At 36.1% G+C, this 21,823-nt stretch carries 19 protein-coding genes; 15 read left to right on the plus strand and 4 right to left on the minus strand.

Annotated elements, in window-relative coordinates; genetic code table 11:
• Positions 1–251: 251 nt before the first annotated feature.
• The 10 genes from HX109_RS14285 (at position 252) to HX109_RS14330 (ending at position 12,639) form a co-directional block, all read left to right on the plus strand.
• The gene (locus HX109_RS14285; protein ID WP_255462709.1) at positions 252–524 is read left to right on the plus strand and encodes a PIN domain-containing protein; all 273 of its coding nucleotides are present in this window, start codon (positions 252–254) and stop codon (positions 522–524) included.
• A 665-nt stretch (positions 525–1,189) separates the two neighbouring features.
• Complete coding sequence (locus HX109_RS14290; RefSeq protein ID WP_178953192.1) at positions 1,190–1,780, plus strand: Maf family nucleotide pyrophosphatase; 591 nt, start codon at positions 1,190–1,192, stop codon at positions 1,778–1,780.
• A 42-nt stretch (positions 1,781–1,822) separates the two neighbouring features.
• Complete coding sequence (locus HX109_RS14295; protein ID WP_178953194.1) at positions 1,823–2,728, plus strand: septum formation inhibitor Maf; 906 nt, start codon at positions 1,823–1,825, stop codon at positions 2,726–2,728.
• 3 nt (positions 2,729–2,731) lie between these two features.
• A complete protein-coding gene (locus HX109_RS14300) occupies positions 2,732–3,271 on the plus strand; it encodes a mechanosensitive ion channel domain-containing protein (RefSeq protein WP_178953196.1) in 540 nt (179 codons plus the stop codon).
• Positions 3,272–3,476: 205 nt separating this feature from the next.
• Positions 3,477–5,846 carry a prolyl oligopeptidase family serine peptidase gene (locus HX109_RS14305; protein ID WP_178953198.1) on the plus strand — a complete coding sequence of 790 codons (2,370 nt, stop codon included), beginning with the start codon at positions 3,477–3,479 and terminating at the stop codon, positions 5,844–5,846.
• Between the two features lie 106 nt (positions 5,847–5,952).
• A complete protein-coding gene (locus HX109_RS14310; RefSeq protein ID WP_178953200.1) occupies positions 5,953–8,484 on the plus strand; it encodes a PIG-L family deacetylase in 2,532 nt (843 codons plus the stop codon).
• Between the two features lie 109 nt (positions 8,485–8,593).
• Complete coding sequence (locus tag HX109_RS14315) at positions 8,594–10,321, plus strand: sodium:solute symporter (RefSeq protein ID WP_178953202.1); 1,728 nt, start codon at positions 8,594–8,596, stop codon at positions 10,319–10,321.
• Positions 10,305–11,291 (plus strand): Gfo/Idh/MocA family protein, encoded by a 987-nt coding sequence (locus HX109_RS14320; protein WP_178953204.1) that lies wholly within the window; start codon positions 10,305–10,307, stop codon positions 11,289–11,291. The genes HX109_RS14315 and HX109_RS14320 overlap by 17 nt, the downstream gene beginning before the upstream one ends.
• Positions 11,292–11,330: 39 nt before the next feature.
• The gene (locus tag HX109_RS14325) at positions 11,331–11,834 is read left to right on the plus strand and encodes a GNAT family N-acetyltransferase (protein ID WP_178953206.1); all 504 of its coding nucleotides are present in this window, start codon (positions 11,331–11,333) and stop codon (positions 11,832–11,834) included.
• A gap of 127 nt (positions 11,835–11,961) precedes the next feature.
• The gene (locus tag HX109_RS14330; RefSeq protein WP_178953208.1) at positions 11,962–12,639 is read left to right on the plus strand and encodes a hypothetical protein; all 678 of its coding nucleotides are present in this window, start codon (positions 11,962–11,964) and stop codon (positions 12,637–12,639) included.
• Between the two features lie 16 nt (positions 12,640–12,655).
• Here HX109_RS14330 and HX109_RS14335 read toward each other — a convergent pair whose 3' ends face one another.
• On the minus strand, positions 12,656–13,612 hold the full coding sequence (locus HX109_RS14335; protein ID WP_178953209.1) for a PhoH family protein: 957 nt from the start codon (positions 13,610–13,612) through the stop codon (positions 12,656–12,658).
• Between the two features lie 187 nt (positions 13,613–13,799).
• On the opposite strand from HX109_RS14335, the gene HX109_RS14340 reads away from it, so the two are divergent.
• From HX109_RS14340 to dnaN, 4 genes are all read left to right on the plus strand, one after another.
• Positions 13,800–14,627, plus strand: coding sequence for an S-adenosyl-l-methionine hydroxide adenosyltransferase family protein (locus HX109_RS14340; protein WP_178953211.1), 828 nt, complete (start codon positions 13,800–13,802; stop codon positions 14,625–14,627).
• Positions 14,628–14,695: 68 nt separating this feature from the next.
• Complete coding sequence (gene gldF / locus HX109_RS14345) at positions 14,696–15,403, plus strand: gliding motility-associated ABC transporter permease subunit GldF (protein ID WP_178953213.1); 708 nt, start codon at positions 14,696–14,698, stop codon at positions 15,401–15,403.
• Positions 15,400–17,070 (plus strand): gliding motility-associated ABC transporter substrate-binding protein GldG, encoded by a 1,671-nt coding sequence (gene gldG, locus HX109_RS14350; RefSeq protein ID WP_317170424.1) that lies wholly within the window; start codon positions 15,400–15,402, stop codon positions 17,068–17,070. Before gldF ends, gldG begins: the two co-directional genes overlap by 4 nt.
• Positions 17,071–17,142: 72 nt before the next feature.
• Positions 17,143–18,261: a DNA polymerase III subunit beta gene (gene dnaN / locus HX109_RS14355; protein WP_178953217.1), complete on the plus strand. Its 1,119-nt coding sequence runs from the start codon at positions 17,143–17,145 to the stop codon at positions 18,259–18,261.
• A 129-nt stretch (positions 18,262–18,390) separates the two neighbouring features.
• Here the strand turns inward: dnaN and HX109_RS14360 are convergent, their stop codons facing one another.
• The 3 genes from HX109_RS14360 to HX109_RS14370 all read right to left on the minus strand — a co-directional run bounded on the left by HX109_RS14360 (position 18,391) and on the right by HX109_RS14370 (position 20,224).
• Complete coding sequence (locus HX109_RS14360; protein ID WP_178953219.1) at positions 18,391–18,732, minus strand: DUF4870 domain-containing protein; 342 nt, start codon at positions 18,730–18,732, stop codon at positions 18,391–18,393.
• Positions 18,733–18,812: 80 nt separating this feature from the next.
• Positions 18,813–19,718 carry a mechanosensitive ion channel family protein gene (locus HX109_RS14365; protein ID WP_178953221.1) on the minus strand — a complete coding sequence of 302 codons (906 nt, stop codon included), beginning with the start codon at positions 19,716–19,718 and terminating at the stop codon, positions 18,813–18,815.
• A 17-nt stretch (positions 19,719–19,735) separates the two neighbouring features.
• The gene (locus HX109_RS14370) at positions 19,736–20,224 is read right to left on the minus strand and encodes a Dps family protein (RefSeq protein WP_178953222.1); all 489 of its coding nucleotides are present in this window, start codon (positions 20,222–20,224) and stop codon (positions 19,736–19,738) included.
• Positions 20,225–20,387: 163 nt separating this feature from the next.
• On the opposite strand from HX109_RS14370, the gene mnmE reads away from it, so the two are divergent.
• Positions 20,388–21,812 carry a tRNA uridine-5-carboxymethylaminomethyl(34) synthesis GTPase MnmE gene (gene mnmE, locus HX109_RS14375; protein WP_178953224.1) on the plus strand — a complete coding sequence of 475 codons (1,425 nt, stop codon included), beginning with the start codon at positions 20,388–20,390 and terminating at the stop codon, positions 21,810–21,812.
• Positions 21,813–21,823 lie beyond the last annotated feature (11 nt).

The following is a 21,823-nucleotide window of genomic DNA, read 5'->3' on the forward strand; positions in this document are numbered from 1 at the left end:
ATCTATTGAAAAAAAATCTAAAAAAGAATTTGACATTAATAAAATGTTTGGTGCTTGGAATGATAACAAAAGTTCTGACGAAATAATATCAGAAATAAAAAGCGCAAGAGTTAACAAACTCAACACAGAAAGCTTCGAAAGAAATATTTATTGGACACGAATATTTGTATTCATTTTTTTAGAGGTAAATTCCAACTTAACCAAAAACTTCAAGAAGTAAAGCTTGAAAATTAGCAATCTCAGAAATTACCTTGGCAGAACTAATTTTCGGAGCGGAGAACAGCCCAAACCCTAAAAAGAATTATAAACTTATCGATGAATTTTCCGAACAAATAAAAGTACTTCCTATTTTTAATGCGATAAATATTTACGCTAAGGAGAAAGTCCGATTGAGAAAAAATGGAACTATGATTAGTGATTTTGATCTGTTGATTGGCTCAACTGCAATTTCAAACGGATTAATAATGGTTACGGAAAATGTTAATGAATTCGAGCGAATGTCGGATATAGAAATTGAAATTTGATTATTCGATAAAACAACTTTTGCAACACCATATATTGAAAATAGAAAATACAATCGTCATAATAAGAATTACAGGATATTTACAAATACTTTGACTACCTATAATTCAGTTCCTTATATAATTTTGAACGCTTTAGGTTGTTTCAGATTTTTGGTTCTATTAAAATATGTGTAGGGAAACCTTCAAACAAAAAATTCCACCCCGTTTTAATAATCTATAAACGTATTCCATTCCATATTTTATAGATACAAACACCACCAGAAGCGTATGCTTTGAGGTATTTTAACCTTCCTGACACCTTATAAAACGTATTATTTGAGGTCTTTAACGTGTCCATCGCATAAAACAACCTATCGCACGGGGTTCTTTACGTATCGAAATACGTGGTTCTAAGTATATTTTGGGGTAACGAACGTGTAATTATACGCTACCAAACCTAGCCGTACCTTCCTTTAACGTATCGAAATACGGTACACGACGTATCCCAAGAGGGAAAGGGGATATAAAAATAGGTTCATCGACGTATCCAGATACGTATCGGGACGTATCACGAGCAAAGAATTCAATTTGCTTCTAAAAATGAGCCTAAGGTGTTCGATTTTAATTTTCTACACTTAACTTTATGCTTTTAAATAATTCTTTTTACTGATATTTTAAATAGAAATATGATTTTAAACGAAAAATTAAAAAACCACAACATCATTTTGGCATCTGGATCCCCCAGACGTCAGCAGTTTTTTAAAGAATTGGGGTTGGATTTTGAAATACGCTTAAAAAGTGTCGACGAAGTTTATCCCGACAGACTTTACAAATATGAGATTTCTGATTATTTGGCGCAATTAAAGGCGTTGCCCCATAAAGAGTCATTACAGGAAAACGATATTCTTATCACATCCGATACCATTGTATGGCATAACGAAGAAGCCTTGGGAAAGCCAAAAAGCAAAGAAGAGGCCGTTTCTATGCTACAATCGATGTCTGGAAAAATGCACGAAGTTATAACCTCTGTCTGCTTTACCACAACCAAACTTGAGAAAACTATAAATCACATTACCAAAGTGTATTTTAAAGAGTTAACCAGTGAAGAAATTGAGTATTACGTAAACACCTTTGAGCCCTATGATAAGGCCGGAGCCTATGGTATACAGGAATGGATTGGGCAAATTGGAATAAAAAAAATAGAAGGCTCTTATTTTAATGTGGTTGGAATGCCCGTATATGAAGTTTACAGAACCCTGAATTCTTTGGTAGATTAAATTGGTAATTCGTATTTTTAAGGGAATTGTAATCAGCATCACATGAAAATTGTAAAATACCTCTTTTTGGCCATGGGATTTCTTCTTATAGTTTCCTTTACGTTTTGTAAGCTGGCTACTTCAGATAAAAACAAAGAAAAAAGGGAGCTAAGCGAAGCATTTAAAAAATATTGGTATGCCGGAAAGGCAGAAATTACTTCCTATAAACTAACCCAAGCACGCTATGGGGAACTCCGGGAAGGAAAGGCCGTATTTATTTATGTTACCGAACCATTTTTAAAAGATAAACAGGTAAAAGCAGATAATCCAAATGGAGAAAGCACTTCTGTATTAAAGCTAAACAGCACCAAAAATTTTAATACGGGCATCTACCCATACTCCATAATGAACAGTACTTTTTATCCATTGAAATATAAAGGTCATGCTTTAAAAATTTCCACTTCGGTTACAGAATGGTGCGGACAACAGTATATGCAGCTCAATAATAAATCGAATTTTAAAATTACCATACATTCATATTTTGAAAATGAGGCCGATAAGAACTTTAGTGTAAACAAAGATATTTTGGAAGATGAACTTTGGTCGCAACTAAGGGTTGATCCCTCCAATTTACCGCTGGGGGAACAAAAAATAATTCCTTCATTTCAATACATCCGTTTAATGCATAAACCGGTAAAAGCCTATACCGCAAATGCTACTTTAAAAACAGAAGGCACTATTAACACTTACACCCTAACATATCCCGAACTTGACAGAACCCTTAGCATTAACTTTCAAAAAGAGTTTCCATTTGGTATAGAAAGTTGGAAAGAAAGTTATAAAAGTGGTGCTGGCGTCAAGGCTAAAATGCTTACCTCTTCCGGAGAAAAAATCAATACAATTATGTCTGCCTACTGGACTAAAAATTCCACAAACGATGTATATTTGCGGGACTCATTAGGTTTATAGTTTATGACAGATTTTTTTGCCATCTACAGAGATGAATTAATTAGCTCCATTGTTGCCGTAATTGTTATTCTTTGTTTACGGTTCCTCATTTTCAAAGCCATTAAAAAAGTAGGGAAAATTGGGGATATCGATAGAAACAGAACACTTCTTATTTTAAAATATTTCAACGTTTTTATCCTTATCATAAGTATTCTCACCGTAAGTTTAATTTGGGGAGTGGATTTTAAGGACTTAGGAATTTTTCTGTCCTCTGCTTTTGCTGTTATTGGGGTGGCATTCTTTGCTTCATGGTCCATTTTAAGTAACGTAACAGCAGGTATCATCCTTTTCTTTGCTTTTCCTTTTAAAATTGGGGATCGCATTCGCATTCAAGATAAAGATTTTCCTTCGGAAGCCATTATAGAAGATATAAAAGCATTTCATTTACACCTCCGTACCGATGAAGGGGAACTTATTACCTATCCCAACAATTTATTGTTGCAAAAAGGTGTGGTTGTTATAGAAAAGCTCCATCGGGAAGATGATGGTTCTAGCTCGGTGTAATTTTATATTCTTAATTTATTTTTCTATTGGCCAAAGAAAGGCCAACATCCGTAATTTTCAGTCATTCAAGCACATTAATTATTCTTCGGAAAGAAGGGGTTTTTCTCTTTTCGAAAAATTTTAAATTGCCCTAAGCTGGCAAACTTCCATTCATGGTCTTAATTGTTTATATTTGGGGTTTCACGCTATTCTATTAATCGTTATTATGAAGAGAACACTACTTTACACTTTTTTATTTCTTTCTATTTTTACCGCCCTTGCACAAAAAAATAACACTTCTTCTTTATCCATAAAGCAAATTATGCAGGGAGATGATTTTGTCGGGCACCTTCCCTCCAATCCTTATTGGTCTCTCGACGGAAAGAATATTTACTTCGATTGGAATCCTGAAAATGCCTTTAGCGATTCGCTTTATGTGTATTCCCTTGAAACAGGAAAAACGAATAAGCTCTCTTTTGAAGAGCAATACAAACTACCAGCAGAAAATGGAAGTTTCAATTCTGATAAATCAAAAAAGATCTATGCAAAACATGGGGATATTTTTATAGCGGAAGTTAATACTGGAAAAAAAGTGCAAATTACCGCAACCAAGGACAGGGAAAGTAATCCGCATTTTACAAATAATGAAAAGGAAATCGCTTTCATTAAGGGTAAAAATATTTATACCTGGAATATGGATACTGGAACCATAGAACAAATTACCGATTTTCAAGAAAAAGAAAAAAAGGAAGAGAAACGTAGTGAAAAAGATGAGTGGCTTTACAAAGATCAATTAGCATTATTCGACGTTTTAAAAGAACGGAAAGAAAAAGAAGATTTAAGCGACGTTTTTAGTGAAAAGGAAAAGTTGCTCCATCCACTGCCCATTTATACCGGAGACAAAACTATATACAACCAACAAATAAATCCTACAGGCCAATATGCAACCTTTTTAATTATCGATAGAACCGAAGACAAAGAAACCATAGTACCTCATTATGTAACAGAAAGCGGTTATACCGAAGATCAGAAAACAAGATCGAAAGTAGGTAACAAACCAGATGTTTACGAGTTGCATATTTACGATACCGAAAATAGAAAAACATATGCAGTAAACTTGAAAAATTTGGAGGGCTTAGATTATATCCCGGAATACACTAAGGATTATCCTAATAAAACATATAAAAATGAAAACAGAATAGGTTTTATCGACGGACCTGTTTGGAATGAGGCTGGAACGAAAGCAGTTTTGGATATTATATCCAACGATTACAAAGATAGGTGGATTGTTTCTTTAAATGCTGCAGACGGTACCGTTACCAATTTAGATCATCAACACGACAATGCTTGGATTGCAGGTCCTGGTATTGGTGGATACCGCGGTGGCGAACTCGGTTGGATGCCCGATGACAAAAGTATCTGGTTTCAATCAGAAAAAACAGGATATTCACATTTGTATACTTTAAATACGGAAACCAAAAAATCTAAAGAACTAACTTCCGGTGATTTTGAAATTTACAATCCGAAGCTGTCTAAAGATAAGAAATCGTGGTATTTTACAGCCAATAAAACACATCCTGGAGACCGCCAATTTTATACCATGCCACTTAATGGTGGAAAAATGAAACAACTTACCGAGCGTATTGGTAAAAACGACGTTGTTTTATCCCCTGATGAAAAAAATCTGGCCATCTTATATTCCTATTCCAATAAACCAACGGAATTATTTGTAATGCCAAATCCGGTTTACAGGAAAAATGCAACCGAACCAACACAAATAACACATTCTACTACCAAAGAATTTGAAAATTACAGTTGGAAGGAGCCAAAGATCATTACTTTTAAGGCAGACGATGGTGCGAATGTTCACGCCCGACTTTATCAACCAAAGAGTGAAATTAAAAATGGTGCTGCCGTTATTTTTGTACACGGCGCCGGTTATTTGCAGAATGCCCATAAGTGGTGGAGTTCTTATTTCCGTGAGTATATGTTTCACAATATTCTAGTAGATAATGGCTATACCGTTTTGGATATAGATTACCGTGCCAGTGCCGGTTACGGAAGGGATTGGAGAACAGGAATCTACAGACACATGGGCGGTAAGGATTTGAGCGATCAAGTAGATGGAGCAGAGTACCTTATTAGCCAGCTAGGTGTCGATAAGGATAAAATCGGAATCTATGGCGGTTCTTATGGCGGCTTTATAACTTTGATGGCCATGTTTAATGAAGCAGATACATTTTCTGCTGGGGCGGCCATTAGATCTGTGGGCGATTGGGCGGCTTACAACCATGGATATACCGCTAGAATTTTAAATACTCCTGTTACCGATAGTTTGGCATACCGCAGAAGTTCGCCTATTTATTTTGCAGACGGCCTGGAAGGGGACTTACTTATTTTACACGGAATGGTAGACGATAATGTTCATTTTCAAGATATGGTTCGTTTATCCCAAAGATTAATTGAATTGGGAAAAACAAATTGGGAAATGGCAGTTTATCCTATAGAAAGACATGGATTTACAGAACCTAGCAGTTGGACTGATGAGTACACACGGATTTTTAAGCTATTTAATGAAAGTCTGCTCGATAAATAAGACCCTGAAATAATTTTATGATTGTTTTATAGATACAAATCGTATAATAAAGAAAGACAACCCACAATTATTTCTATATTTGACCTAACACCTAAAAACTTGTGATATGCAAAAAATATTATCCTTTCTTTATATTGGATTAGTATTTACACTTTCTGGATTTTCGCAAAAACCTAAAACCTATACTTCCGCAGAAATTTATCAAGCTGTAGAAAAGCTTAATTTCTTGGGAACAGCATTATATATAGCAGCACATCCCGATGATGAGAACACGCGTTTAATTTCTTATTTATCGAATGAGGTTAAAGCAAGAACTGCTTATTTATCGTTAACCCGTGGAGATGGTGGGCAAAATTTAATCGGTTCTGAATTAAGGGAGCTTTTAGGAGTTTTAAGAACACAAGAACTACTGGCGGCAAGGCGTGTAGATGGTGGTGATCAATTTTTTTCACGGGCAAACGACTTCGGTTTCTCCAAAGATCCAGAAGAAACACTTGAAATATGGAATAAAGACGAAGTGCTTGCCGATGTGGTTTGGGTGATACGGAATTTTAAACCCGATGTAATTGTCAACAGGTTCGATCATCGCACTCCAGGTTCTACACATGGCCATCATACAGCTTCTGCCATGTTAAGTGTACAAGCTTTTGATTTGGCTGGCGATAAAAGCAGTTATCCACAACAGTTAAAATATACGCAAACTTGGCAACCAGAACGCCTTTTTTTTAATACCTCTTGGTGGTTTTATGGAAGCGAAGAAGCTTTTGAAAGTGCCGATAAAACTAAAATGTTAAGCTTCGATATAGGCACCTACTACCCTACCCTTGGGCAAAGCAACAACGAAATTGCTTCCATTGCTAGAAGTCAGCACCTAAGTCAAGGTTTTGGGGGGATTTCCTCCCGTGGTTCACAGGAAGAGTATATCGAACTTTTAAAAGGAAGTTTGCCAAAGGATAAAAACAATATTTTTGATGGTATCAATACAAGTTGGAGCCGTGTGCAAGGAGGCGCCGCCATTGGTAAAATTTTAAAGGAAGTTGAAGGTAATTTCAATTTTAAAAATCCGTCACAGCACATTCCGCAGCTTTTAGAGGCCTATCAATTAATCGAGAATTTAAAAGACGATTATTGGAGAACGGTAAAACGAGATGAAATTAAAAAAATCATAGAAGCCTGTAGTGGGCTCTTTTTAGAAGCAACGGTAGAAGCCGCTTCGGCAGTTCCAGGGGAAACCATTGCTATAGAAAGTGCAGCCATCAACCGTTCTGAGGTAGATATGACGCTTCAAAAAATTGAAATAGCTCCCACAGAAACTACCCAAACACTTCAGAAAAAATTACAAAATAATCAGTCTGTAAACATTTCAAACCAAGTTACGATTCCAAACAAAAGTGATTATACCGCTCCTTATTGGTTAACAGATGAGGGATCTCTGGGAATGTACGAAGCACCACAAGAATTAAGAGGGAAACCGGAAACCCCGAGATTGGTAAAAGCTACTTTTTATATTGATATCAACGGAACCATAATTCCGTTTGAAAAAGAAATAGCTTATAAATATTCAAAGCCTGATAAAGGGGAAATGTACCAGCCTTTTGAGATTCTTCCCAAAGTAACGGCCTCTGTAGCAAACAAAGTAATTATTTTTTCTGATGCAGATAAAAAAGAAATACCGGTAACCATAACCTCGGGTACCAATAACATTCAAGGAAGTATTCATTTGGATTATAATAGCGGTTGGAATGTGAGTCCGAAAAATATTGACTTCAGTATAGCGAATAAGGGAGATACCAAAACGGTGTACTTTACGGTAACCCCACCCAGTGAGGAAAACCAAGAAATTATTACTCCTGTGGTAACCATAGACGGTGAAGAATACCGAAAAGAACTAACCACCATAGCCTACGACCATATTCCTACGCAATCTGTATTACTGCCTGCCAGTTTTAAAGTGGTACGCTTAAATATAAAAAAGGTAGGAGAAAATATAGCTTATGTCGCCGGTGCTGGGGATGAAGTGCCAGAAAGCTTGCGGCAAATAGGTTATAAGGTAACCGTTATTCAACCCGAAAACATAAATACAGGTTACTTGCAAAATTTTGATGCTGTGGTCATGGGGATTAGAGCATACAATGTTCATGAATCACTTAAATTCAAGCAACATATTTTATTGGATTATGTTAAAAACGGCGGAAATTTAATTGTACAATACAATACCGCGGGGAGAAGAGGCTTAGATATTGATAATCTGGCACCTTATTTGTTGCAGTTATCTAGGGATCGTGTAACCGACGAAAATGCGGCTGTAACCATAAAGGCACCTGAAAATCCTATTTTGAACGCCCCGAACGAAATTACTGAAAGCGATTTTAATGGTTGGGTGCAAGAAAGAGGATTGTATTTTCCAGATAAATGGGCAGAAGAATTTACTCCCGTGTTATCCATGCATGATAAAGGGGAACAACCAAAAGACGGGAGTTTATTGGTAGCGCCTTACGGAAAAGGATATTACATCTATACCGGATTGAGTTTCTTTAGGGAGCTTCCTGCTGGGGTGCCAGGAGCCTACAAAATATTTGCGAATATGCTTTCGGTTGGTAAAAAGGAGAATACAAACACAAGTCAGATAAAAGGATAATTATGCTGAATAAGTTTATTTGGAAAAGGGAATATTCTGTAGTGTTAATTATGAACATAATTTACATTTTTGTTTTTTATCTCATAATGATTTCAAACAAATAACAGGAATGGAAGTAATTGATTGGATTGTACTTACCGGCACCCTGCTGTTTATAGTTGCCTATGGTTATTGGAAAACCAAAGGCAGTAAAGATGTAACCGACTATGTTCTGGGAGGAAAAGAGGCCAAATGGTATACCGTTGGGTTATCGGTAATGGCTACGCAAGCCAGTGCAATTACTTTTTTATCCACTCCTGGACAGGCTTTTCACGATGGAATGGGTTTTGTACAGTTCTACTTCGGGCTTCCACTGGCGATGGTTATCATCTGTATCGTTTTTGTGCCTATTTATCATAAACTCAAGGTTTATACGGCCTATGAATTTCTCGAAAATAGATTCGACCTCAAAACCAGATCACTCGCCGCTATTCTTTTCCTTATACAAAGAGGTTTGGCTGCTGGGATAACCATTTATGCACCTTCTATTATTTTATCGGCGGTTTTAGGTTGGGAAACAAAAACTCTCAATATTGTAATCGGTATTTTGGTTATTATTTATACCGTTTCTGGGGGGACTAAAGCTGTAAGTGTAACCCAAAAGCAGCAGATGTTTGTAATTATGACCGGGATGTTCACCGCTTTTTACTTGGTTATGAGTTATCTTCCCGATGATATTACTTTTGGCAAAGCATTGAAAATTGCAGGAGCCAACGAAAAATTGAATATTCTCGACTTTTCATTAAATCCAAAAAGCAGATATACGTTTTGGAGCGGTATTACGGGAGGTCTTTTTCTAGCCCTCGCCTATTTCGGTACCGACCAAAGTCAGGTGCAGCGTTACCTCTCTGGAAAATCGGTTCGTGAGAGTCAGCTCGGACTCATATTTAACGGATTGTTTAAAGTACCGATGCAATTTTTTATACTGTTGGTAGGTGTTATGGTCTTTGTATTTTATCAATACAATCACTCTCCTTTAAATTTCAACCCTGCGGCTGTGGAAGCTATAGAGCAATCCACCTACGCTGATGAATACAAAGTCCTGGAAAAACAACACTTGGAGCTCGAAAAGGAAAAAAAGATGGCACAGGAACGCTATTCGGCAGTTTTAGATGTAAAAGACTACGAATTGATTGTGGAGGCCAAAAAGCAGATCCAAAATATCAATAAGCGTGAAATTAAAAGTCGGGAAGAAGCCAAAGAGCTTATTCAAAAAGTTGATGATGATTTAGAAACCAACGATAAAGATTATGTTTTTATTCATTTTATTCTGAATAATATTCCTACCGGATTGATGGGATTACTTTTGGCAGTAATATTTTCTGCCGCAATGTCCTCGACTGCATCAGAATTAAACGCGTTGGGAACAATTACTACAATAGATCTCTTCCGTAGAAACCAAAAAGAAGAGCAAACGGACAAATATTTCCTAAATGCCACTAAATGGTTCACATTGGCTTGGGGAATAATAGCCATATTATTCGCTAATTTTGCATCCTTATTGGATAATTTAATTCAGTTGGTTAACATTATAGGTTCTATATTTTATGGAAATGTACTCGGGATTTTCCTCATTGCCTTTTTTATAAAATTCATTAGAGGTAATGCCGTTTTTACCAGTGCCATAATTACCCAAATAGCCGTTATTCTCATTTATTATTTTGCCATACACCGATATGATACAGGAGATGAAAAGCTGGGATATTTATGGCTCAACTTTATTGGTTGCGCCCTGGTGATTTTCCTCTCGCTAATTTTTGAAATTTTAAATAGAACACGTAATGCCATCAGCAGCTAAAAAAGTAAAATGGGGCATTTTAGCTCCGGGACATATCGCCAAAAAATTTGCAAACGACCTTTTAACAGTTGAAAGTGCCGAGTTACATGCAGTAGCTTCCAGAACTTTGGAAAAAGCAATGGATTTTAAGGACGCCTATCATGGAAAAGTGGCCTATGGAGACTATGAGGAATTGATGAAAGATCCAAATGTAGATGCCATTTACATTGCCAATCCGCATGCTTTCCATAAGGAATATACCATTGCTTGTTTGCAGCACAAAAAACCTGTTCTGTGCGAAAAACCCTTGGCATTAAACAGCAGTGATGTTGAGGAAATGTTACAAACGGCGAAAAAGAAAGATGTTCTTCTCATGGAAGCTTTATGGACTTACTTTCTTCCACACTACACATATGTTTTAGGGTTTTTAAAGGAAGGGAGTTTTGGTAAAGTACTTTCCTTGGAGGCGGATTTTGGGTTTCAACCAGAATATGATGAAAACTCTAGATTATTTAATAAAAAACTCGGTGGGGGAAGTTTATTGGATATCGGTATCTATCCAATTTTTGCAGCCCTTACCATCTTGGGAAAACCAAAAAGTATAGATGCCGAAGGGACTTTTTTTAAAACTGGTGCAGATTCGTCCTGCGATATGCTATTTGAGTATCCTAATAATGTAAAAGCAAAACTACGCTCTACCCTACTGGAAAAAACACCCACCGAAGCTTTTATAGAATGTGAACATGGAACTATAAAATTGCACACTCAATTTCATAAACCTACCAAAGTTACCTTTATAGATTCTAAGGGGAATGAAATGGTAAAGGACTTTACAACAACTACCAATGGTTATAATTTTGAAGCGTCTCATTTTAGTGAATTAGTGCGCCAAAACAAAAAAGAGAGTCCGGTTATGACACATGACTTTAGCAGGTTGCTTATAAATACCATGGACGAAGTAAAAAAGCAAATTGGACTGCGATATGACTAAACCGATTCTTCTTTTACCAGCAACTTCATAAAGTCTAATATGGAAGTTATTTTTAAATCAATTTCAATAAACGATAAAGATACGGTACTGGCACTGTTCAAGGAAACGGCCGAAAAAATCAATAAAATGAATGTTGATCATTGGCAGTATTGGAAAAATCCGCCTCAGGAAAAAATACAATGGGTAATAGATGGTATTCAAAACAAAGAATTTTTCTTTATTCTGAATAAAGAAAATGAGGAGGTAATTGGGATGGTAAGAATTCTCGATGAGGATTTATTGTATTGGGGAGCACAAGAAAAAAAAGCAAAATACGTACATTCATTGGTTATTAAAGAAGCCTTCAATGGAAAAGGCATGGGAACCAATGTACTTCAAAAAATAGCCCAGCAGGCAAAAAATGACTCGTGTGAATACCTCCGGCTGGATGCTGACTCCAAAAACACTAAACTTTGCCAATATTACGAAAAACAAGGTTTTAAAAAGATCGGTGAGAAAGAATTCCGGCTGTCCATAAATAATTTATATGAAATGGAGTTGTGATTGATTTGATGCTGACCTGCAAGGTTTTTAAAACCTTGTAGGTCTTAAACAAGACTACAACATTTCAATGTAAACCATCAGATATTCAAAAGTGTTAATTTTAAAGAACATTCTTAATCACCAAACCATGGTTTATTTTCTGAAAAACTTCAGCTTACTACTTTTAATAGTTTCTACGGAAGCTTTTTCGCAATTTAGTGGAACGTATTTTGTTGACGAAAATACTAGCACTGATAATAATATAATGATCTTGGATGGGGATTATAAGCGTTTTGTTTTTTTGGAAGACCGTACCTTTATTATTAAAGACGGAACCTTTAATGAATACGGAACGTACAAAATATCATCCGATACTTTAAAATTAAGTTTCAAACATCAGCCAAAGCAATTTTATATCTTAGAATTTATTAGGAATTTAAATAACCCTGATGTTGCTAAACTTTTTATTGAAGCTAGGGATTATAACACAAACGAAATAATCTCAGACACCAAAGTTACCATTCAGAATGAACATCAAAGTTTAGTTACCTTCAATTTAAACAGTCATTCAAACAATGAGATTTTTATCACAAGAAATGATGAATTTAAATCAATCAATATATTTTCCAGACTTTATGAAAGCATCCAATTACCAATCGATACTTTGATGGGTAAAGAGATTAAAATAATTGCTAAACTTCGTTACGGTGAAATTGCGGCACCCGCTGAGGACACTGAAATCATTTACACTTTTAAAAAAAATAAGAAAAACAGGTATTCGCTTAAAAATGTAAAAGGTGATACCATATTCCTTTTTAAACCTTGAATGACAAGCGGAGTGTCTACGAATTCGTATGCTCTATCTTTTTATAGGAAGCAATAATATCCTTTACCAATCGGTGGCGGATTACGTCTTTATCGTCCAAATATAAAATCCCAATGCCTTGCACGTCTTTCAATACCAAAATAGCCTCTTTGAGTCCTGAAGTTATCCTGCGAGGTAAATCAATTTGCCCTGGATCCCCGGTTATAATGAATTTGGCATTCTTTCCCATACGGGTTAAAAACATTTTCATTTGTGCATGGCTCGTATTTTGTGCTTCATCCAGAATAACAAAGGCATTGTCTAAAGTACGACCACGCATAAATGCCATAGGGGCAATTTGTATAACCCCTGTTTCTATATAATTCGCCAATTTTTCAGCTGGAATCATATCCCTTAGTGCATCGTAAAGCGGTTGCATGTATGGATCCAATTTTTCCTTTAAGTCCCCGGGTAAAAACCCGAGGCTCTCCCCTGCTTCTACAGCTGGCCTTGTTAAAATTATCCTACGTACCTGCTTTTCCTTAAGCGCCTTTACGGCCAAAGCTACCCCTGTGTAGGTTTTTCCAGTTCCCGCTGGTCCTATAGCAAAAACCATGTCGTTCTTCCGCATAAGCTCCACCAAACGCTGCTGATTGGCGGTTTGTGCTTTGATTAACCTACCATTGGCACCATGTAGCAACACTTCTCCATGAATTTTGGCATCGATCTCTTCTTGCCCACTTTCACTCGTTAAAATGCGTTCTATGGTGTTCTCATCGAGCTTATTGTATTTTCCAAAATGCGTGACCAACATATCCAAACGTTTATCGAATTCTTCAAGCATTTCCTCATCGCCATAGGCTTTAATTTTATTCCCTCTGGCTACGAGTTTAAGTTTTGGGAAATACTTTTTCAATAAATCGATATTTGTATTTGCCGGTCCAAAAAAGTCTTTCGGATTAATCTCTGTAAGTTCAATGATAAGTTCGTTCAAAAGCTAAATTTTTAGTGACTATTACTTTAAAATGTTCGTATAAAAAGTACGTATTAAAATGGAAAATCTATTACTTTTTAGTAGGTTTGTGCTAAACATTTTTACAAACCTAAATTTGTTACTGTTTCTAACAAACTTAAGGAAAAAAACACTTTCTTAAATTAAAAAAATATCAACATTTCTATAAATGGCAATAATAACTTTAACTACAGATTTTGGTGAGCGAGATCACTTTGTAGGTGCCATAAAGGGATTTATTCTTAGCGAAATTGAGAATGCGACGATTGTTGATATCTCCCATTTAATTAGTCCGTTTAACATTGTAGAAGCGGCCTATGTATTAAAAAATGCCTATAAAACTTTTCCAAAGGGCAGTATTCATATCATTGGGGTAGATTCAGAATTAACCCCTCGCAATAAACATATTGCCGTTAAGATAGATGGTCACTATTTTATAGGTGCCGATAACGGAATCCTCTCCTTTTTGGCCAGTGAGATCAATCCGGAAAAAATGGTGGAAATAAACATCCATGACCGTATTGAAAGTGTATTTCCCGTATTGGATGTTTTTGTTAAAGTAGCTGGACATATCTCCCGGGGAGGAACTTTGGAGGTGATTGGAAAAACCATCGGAGAATTGAAAATGTTAAAAGGTTTATCGCCAATTATTAACAACGAGCAAAACCAAATTACGGGCAGTGTAATTTATGTAGACAACTACGGAAATGTGGTTACCAATATTTCCAAACAAATTTTTGAGCACTATAAAAGAGGGCGTAGTTTTGAAATGTGGGCGCGCAATCATAAATTTACCGACATTTATTTTAAATACAGCGATGCCATAAATTTCGAAGCAGAAAAATTTGCCAATAAAGATGGTGAGAAATTGGCGATTTTTAATTCTGCGTCGCTAGTGGAAATAGCCATTTACCGAAGTAATCTGGATACTGTGGGTGGTGCTTCTACCCTACTTGGATTAAAATACAGGGATACCATTACAGTAAATTTTAAATAAAAAATGTTTTAAGCTGAAAGTTAAACATTACAAGTAAAACAGCATAAAAACACTATAACATAAGCTAAGTGACCGCAATAATAAAAAGAGAAATAAGCAGTTTTTTTTCAACACCTATAGCATATTTGGTTATAGGATTGTTTTTGGTTTTAAACGGACTCTTTCTATGGGTTTTTAAAGGTGATTTTAATATTTTCGAAAGTGGCTTTGCTGATATGAATTCGTTTTTTCAGCTATCACCTTGGATTCTTATTTTTTTAATTCCCGCCATTACCATGAAGAGTTTTTCGGAAGAGAAAAGGAGCGGAACTCTAGAATTACTGCTTACCCGCCCCATCTCAAAGACGCAAATTGTACTGGGGAAGTTTTTAGGAAGCTTTTTGTTGATAGTATTGGCTATAATCCCAACACTGCTGTATGTTTTTACGATTTATAAGTTGGCGAGCCCAGTAGGAAACATAGATTTAGGGAGCATTGCTGGGTCTTATGCCGGACTCTTATTCTTAATTGCCGCCTACACCGCTATTGGTATTTTTATTTCATCCATTACCGATAATCAAATAATTGCATTTATAGCCGCAGTGCTTATTTGTTTTATTTTTTATTTCGGTTTTACAGGGTTTGCCGAAGTACCGGCACTATCTTTTTTGGAAAACTTGAGCCTAAAATATCATTTCGACAGCATCAGCCGTGGGGTTATCGACCTTCGAGATATTGTTTATTTCTTAAGCATTTCCACGTTTTTTATAGTAGTAACCATTTTTAAATTAAAGTGATTTTGAATTCAGTTAAAAATAACGCTACAAAAATTAGTATCCTCCTGCTCGTTCTCTTCGGAATAAATTTTTTGGTATCCTTTTTAGTTTTCAGAATAGATTTAACCAAAAACAAGCGTTACACCTTGGCGGAAGCTTCTAAGGAGACTGTAAAAAGCACCGAGCAACCTGTTTTTATAGATGTACTTTTGGCGGGCAACCTCCCTTCGGAATTTAAACGCTTACAGGATGAAACCAGGCAATTGCTTGAAGAATTTGAAACGGTGAACAATAAAATACGGGTAAATTTCATTGATCCTTTAGACAATGATAATCCGAAGCAACAAAATATACGGAGTCTTCAAGAATTGGGATTAACACCAGTTTCGGTTACCGTTGAGGAGGGAAACAGCATGTCTCGGGAAGTTGTATTTCCATGGGCGCTGGTAAATATGGGAGAAAAAACCGTAAAAGTATCCCTTTTACAGAATGAATTGGGCGCCAATAGCGAACAACGGGTAAACAACTCCGTTCAACAATTGGAGTATGCTTTTGCAGATGCTTTTAAGCAATTGACGATTACCGATAAGAAGAAAATTGCCATTTTAAAAGGAAATGGGGAAATGCCCGATAAATATTTGGTGGATTTTTTAATCACACTTAAAAATTACTATCAACTCGGGGAATTTCATATGGATTCGCTTCAAGACAATCCTTCTAAAGTTTTAGAAAATTTAAACCGTTTTGATGCAGCTATTATTGCCAAGCCGACCGAAAGGTTTTCCGAAGATGAAAAATACATTCTGGATCAATATATCGTTAATGGCGGTAAAACACTATGGATGGTCGATGAAGTAGTAGCCGATTTGGATAGTCTGCAAAACGAAACTTTTTCGTCCTACGCCTATCCTATGGACCTTAATTTGGATGATTTGTTTTTTCGCTACGGGGTGCGAATTAAAAAATCGTTGGTACAAGATCTTATCTCTACTCCCGTAACAGTTACCGATTCCAATGGTGAAATCCCCATTAATTGGTTGTATTCACCTATGGTTAAAACAACCGATAACCACCCAATAAACAAAGGGGTAAATGTAGTGAAGCTGGAATTTGCCAATGTAATAGATACCTTACCAAACGAAATTAATAAGACTATTTTACTGCAAAGTTCCCCTCAATCTAAAGAAGTGGGCATTCCTCGAGCCTATAGCTTGGATGAATTTGATACCCAACAAGACATCAATTCTTTTACAGACGGTTCTAAACCTTTAGGGGTTCTTCTTGAAGGTACATTTACTTCGGCCTTTAAAAACAGGGTAAAGCCTTTTTCTTTATCCAATGCAAAAGACGATGCAACCAAAGAAAACAAAATGATTGTAATTGCCGATGGCGACATTGTAAACTACAATTATGTAAACAAAAAACCTCTTATAAATGGAGTGGATAAATGGACCAAACAGATTTATGGCAACAAAGATTTTTTGGTTAATAGCGTTAATTACCTGTTGGACGAAGACGGACTTATAAACATTCGTTCCAAAGAGATTGCACTATCCTTTCTAAATAAAGAAAAAGTATATAAACAGAAAACGAAGTGGCAGCTTATAAACATTGGTGTTCCAATAGTTTTGATAGTGTTGTTTGGAGTGTTGTATAGCTATTTTAAAAAGAAAAAATATACCGTTTAACTGTTGATAAGTTATTTTCTGTAAAAAAATCAATTAAGATATCTTTGTAAGTGTTAGAAAACTGAGAATTCAATGAAATTTATAGTATCAAGTTCATATTTATTAAAACAGCTTCAGGTTTTAGGAGGCGTTATCAATAACAGCAATACGCTGCCTATCCTAGATAATTTTTTATTTGAATTAAATCAAAATCAACTTACCGTATCGGCTTCCGATTTGGAAACGACCATGAGTGCCGTACTGGAAGTAGATTCAGAATCTGAAGGAAGCATCGCTGTTCCAGCAAAACTTTTGTTGGATACCTTAAAAACATTTCCAGAGCAGCCATTAACTTTTGTGGTGGAAAACAACAATACTATAGAAATAAGCTCTAACCACGGTAAATACGCTTTAGCCTATGCCGACGGAGCAGAGTTTCCAAATTCGGTAGAATTAGCCGATGCCAGTTCTACTACTATCCTTGGGGATATTTTGTCCACTGCTATTAGCAAAACCATATTTGCATCTGGAAACGATGATTTACGCCCTGTTATGAGTGGTGTGTTTTTTCAGTTTTCACCTGAAAACTTAACATTTGTAGCTACCGACGCCCATAAATTGGTTAAATACCAAAGACATGATGTAACGGCATCTCAAGTAGCGGAGTTTATCATGCCGAAGAAACCTTTAAATCTATTGAAAGGGATTTTGGCTGGAAGCGAGAGTGATGTTACGATCGATTATAATGAGAGTAATGCCAAATTTACTTTTGATAATATTGAATTGGTTTGTCGCTTAATTGATGGAAAATATCCAAATTACGAAGCGGTTATTCCAAAGGAGAATCCGAATAAACTAACCATAGACCGTTCGCAGTTTTTCGGTTCTGTAAGAAGGGTTTCTATTTTCTCCAATAAAACAACACATCAAATACGTTTAAAAATTGCGGGGGCCGAATTGAATATCTCTGCGGAAGATGTAGACTACAGCAATAAAGCAGAAGAGCGCCTAACCTGCGATTACCAAGGTGATGATATGGAAATTGGTTTTAATTCTAGGTTTTTAAATGAAATGTTGAACAACCTTACTTCTGATAGTGTTTCCTTGGAAATGAGTTTACCAAACCGAGCAGGTATTTTAACTCCTATCGACGGTTTGGATGAAGGAGAACATGTTACCATGCTGGTAATGCCGGTAATGCTTAACAACTAGTATTTACAACAACAGCTAACTATTTATATAACTAAACCCCGTCTAAATTGTGTGTTAATTTAGTACGGGGTTTTTATATGCCTTAAAGTTTCTAAATTTTTTTAGGGAATGCAGAAATTTATTTAGCCGTTACTTGATTATTTGAAGGCTGAAAGGATAATAAATTTCTTCGCCATTACTCACTTTTATAGCATTTACAATAGGAAATACAAACGCTATAATAGCTATTAAAATAAGGGTTAAAATACCCAATCCTAAAAATATTATTAAAGGAATGCTCAAAAGCGAATAAATAAGAATACTCAATTGAAAGTTCAAAATAGCTTTTCCATGGTCGTCCATGTTAATTACACTTTCCTTGTTACAGAGCCATAAAATTAAAGGAACAATAAGTCCGCCGAAACCGGTGACATAATCCAATAACTGACTTAAATGGGTCACTACTAATAATTGATTGTCTTTACGTTGCATAATTTTTTGATTGATGGTTTATACTAAGTAGACGAACCAATAACAGATTTGTTACAGCCAAATATGGAATTAGTTAAAAACTAATCTTCAGAAGACTTGTTTTTATCTCCTTTTTCGGTTTCCATCGATAAAGGATTTGTAAAGTCGATAGTGCGTATTGGGAATGGAATATTAATTCCTTTGGCATCAAATGCTTTTTTAATGGCTACAATAGCCTTTCCCCTACCTTGGTTTAGCTCTAAGTTACTTTTGGAGTTCACAGTAAAGCGAACCTCAAAATTAATGGAACTGTCCCCAAACTCTGTATAATAGAAAATAAGGTCGTTATCATTTTTTATGGTATCAAAATTTTCCTTGAGGGTTTTCTCCACCGTTTCCTGCACCAAATCCAGATCGGAGCTATACCCAACTCCGCAGCTTAAAAAAACTTTTGCGGTAGGATTGGTTGAATAATTTTCCAACGGATTTTCTACCACCATTCTGTTGGGCAGAAAAACCATATTGTTATTGGGCTGTCTAATGGTTACCATACGAAGATCTATATCTACCACGGTACCTTTATAACCATTGCTCTCTACCCAATCCCCTATTTGTAGATATTTTACAAAAGAAAGAACGATCCCAGAAAAAGTATTTGCCAAAGTACCCTGTAATGCCAAACCGATTGCCAAACCAACCACTCCAGCACCAGCCAGTAAGGAAGTAAGTAATTTACTAAGATTTAATATTCCAAGCGCAATAAAAAGTCCGGCCAAAACAACAACTACAGAAACAATTTTTGCTAAAATTCTTTTAACACTGCTCTGCATGGAGGTTCGGCCCAACAATCGATACACCAAACTGTTAATGTACCCAGAAAGAAAAAAGGATCCGGCAAAAACAATGGTGGCAATCAATAAATTAGGAAGGTTCACGACTATTGCATCTAGCCATGAACCTAACTCTTCTACCATTTTACTCCAAGCTTCAGATAATTGATCTTTCATAAATTAACTGGAGTAAATTATTTCTTTAAAGTTTCGTTCGTTTTCATTCTCCAGGCATCCAACATCCAAGAAGTTTTTTCAAGTTCCCGTATATATGCCCCAATTAAATCGATGGTACCTTCGTCTCCACCTTTATCGGCAGTTTCTACCACTTTACGCATTTGTTTTAAGATAGTCCCATGATCTTTTAAAAGAATTTCGATCATTTCGTTATCTTTTAAGTCACTTTTAGACTCTTTTACGTTAGACATTTCCAAATAATCAGAAAGATTGCTCACTGGCATATGTCTAAGGGTTAAAATACGTTCTGCTATTTCATCTACTTTTAACTTAGCGTCATCGTATAATTCTTCAAATTTCTCATGAAGGTCAAAGAAATTCTTTCCGAAGATATTCCAATGAAAATTTCTAAGCTTTTGATAATATAAGTGATAATCTGCCAATAAAACATTTAATTCTTTTACCGTATTTCCTGTTTTATTTTTATCTAAATTTAAATAGTCCATTATATACTTTTGGTTTTTATGATTACATCCTAAAGGTACAAATTATGATAAAAAATAAACACATTTTAACAAGGTTTAACTTGCATTGTTAAGCAAATTTAAAGGCTTTAATTACCCTTTTACTTCCATTACTATTTGTATTTTTGTATTAAATTTTCGGTAGATGAATACGCAAGATACTATTATTGCTTTGGCCACTCCATCTGGAGCTGGCGCAATTGCTGTTCTAAGAATTTCTGGGAAAGATGCTATAAAGGTCGCAGCTCCTTTCTTTAAATCGGTTCGCAGAAAATCTTTGGCCACACAAAAATCGCACACCATCCATCTTGGTCATATTCATGAAAATGAGAAAATTTTAGATGAAGTTTTGGTTTCCATTTTTAAAGGTCCAAATTCCTACACTGGGGAAAATGTTATAGAGATCTCTTGCCATGGTTCACCATTTATTCAACAGGAAATTTTGCAGCTTTTTCTTCGGAATGGCTGCCGAATGGCCGATGCAGGAGAGTTTACCCTTCGTGCCTTCCTTAACGGAAAATTAGATTTGAGTCAGGCTGAAGCTGTGGCAGACCTTATTGCTTCCGACAATGAGGCGAGTCACCAAATAGCTATGCAGCAAATGCGTGGTGGCTTCAGTAATGAAATAAAAAAGCTTCGGGAAGAATTGCTCAATTTTGCTTCCCTCATCGAACTCGAACTGGATTTTGCTGAAGAAGATGTAGAGTTTGCAGATAGAACTGCATTTACCGAACTTTTAAACAGAATACAATTGGTATTAAAACGCCTCATAGATTCCTTTGCGGTAGGAAATGTTATAAAAAACGGTATTCCAGTGGCTATTGTAGGCGAGCCGAATGTAGGCAAATCTACGCTGCTCAACGCCCTATTAAATGAAGAAAGAGCCATTGTAAGTGATATAGCAGGAACCACCCGCGACACCATTGAAGATGAACTGAGCATCGGGGGAATCGGGTTCCGGTTTATCGATACCGCAGGAATTCGGGAAACAAAAGACGTGGTGGAGAGTATTGGGATTAAAAAAACATTCGAAAAAATAGAACAAGCCCAAGTGGTTGTTTATTTAATTGACAGCCAGAAACTGGCCGAAAACAAAGAGAGCTTTAAGGATATACGTATCGAGCTGGAAAAAATAAGAAACCGATTTCCGCATAAACCTCTAGTAATTATCGCTAATAAAACCGATAAAGTTGCACTTGAGGTAACGGGCTTTATAAATGCTCAATTACAGGATATTAGCGCTGATAATGATAAAACAAAATACTTATTACTAGCTGCTAAAACAGGTGTTGGTGTTGAGGAATTAAAGAACATCTTACTCAACTTTGTTAATACGGGTGCACTCCGCAATAACGAAACCATTATCACCAATTCACGTCACTACGATTCATTGCTAAAAGCCATGCAAGAGATTGATAGGGTTCAAGACGGAATGGCGGCCGATATTTCCAGTGATCTACTCGCTATTGACATCCGCCAAGCATTATATCATTTTGGTGAAATCACTGGAGAAATCACCACAGACGATCTATTAGGGAATATTTTTGCTAATTTCTGTATCGGAAAGTAACCACTATTACC

It is taken from the genome of Galbibacter sp. BG1, from assembly GCF_013391805.1.
Taxonomy (GTDB): domain Bacteria; phylum Bacteroidota; class Bacteroidia; order Flavobacteriales; family Flavobacteriaceae; genus Galbibacter.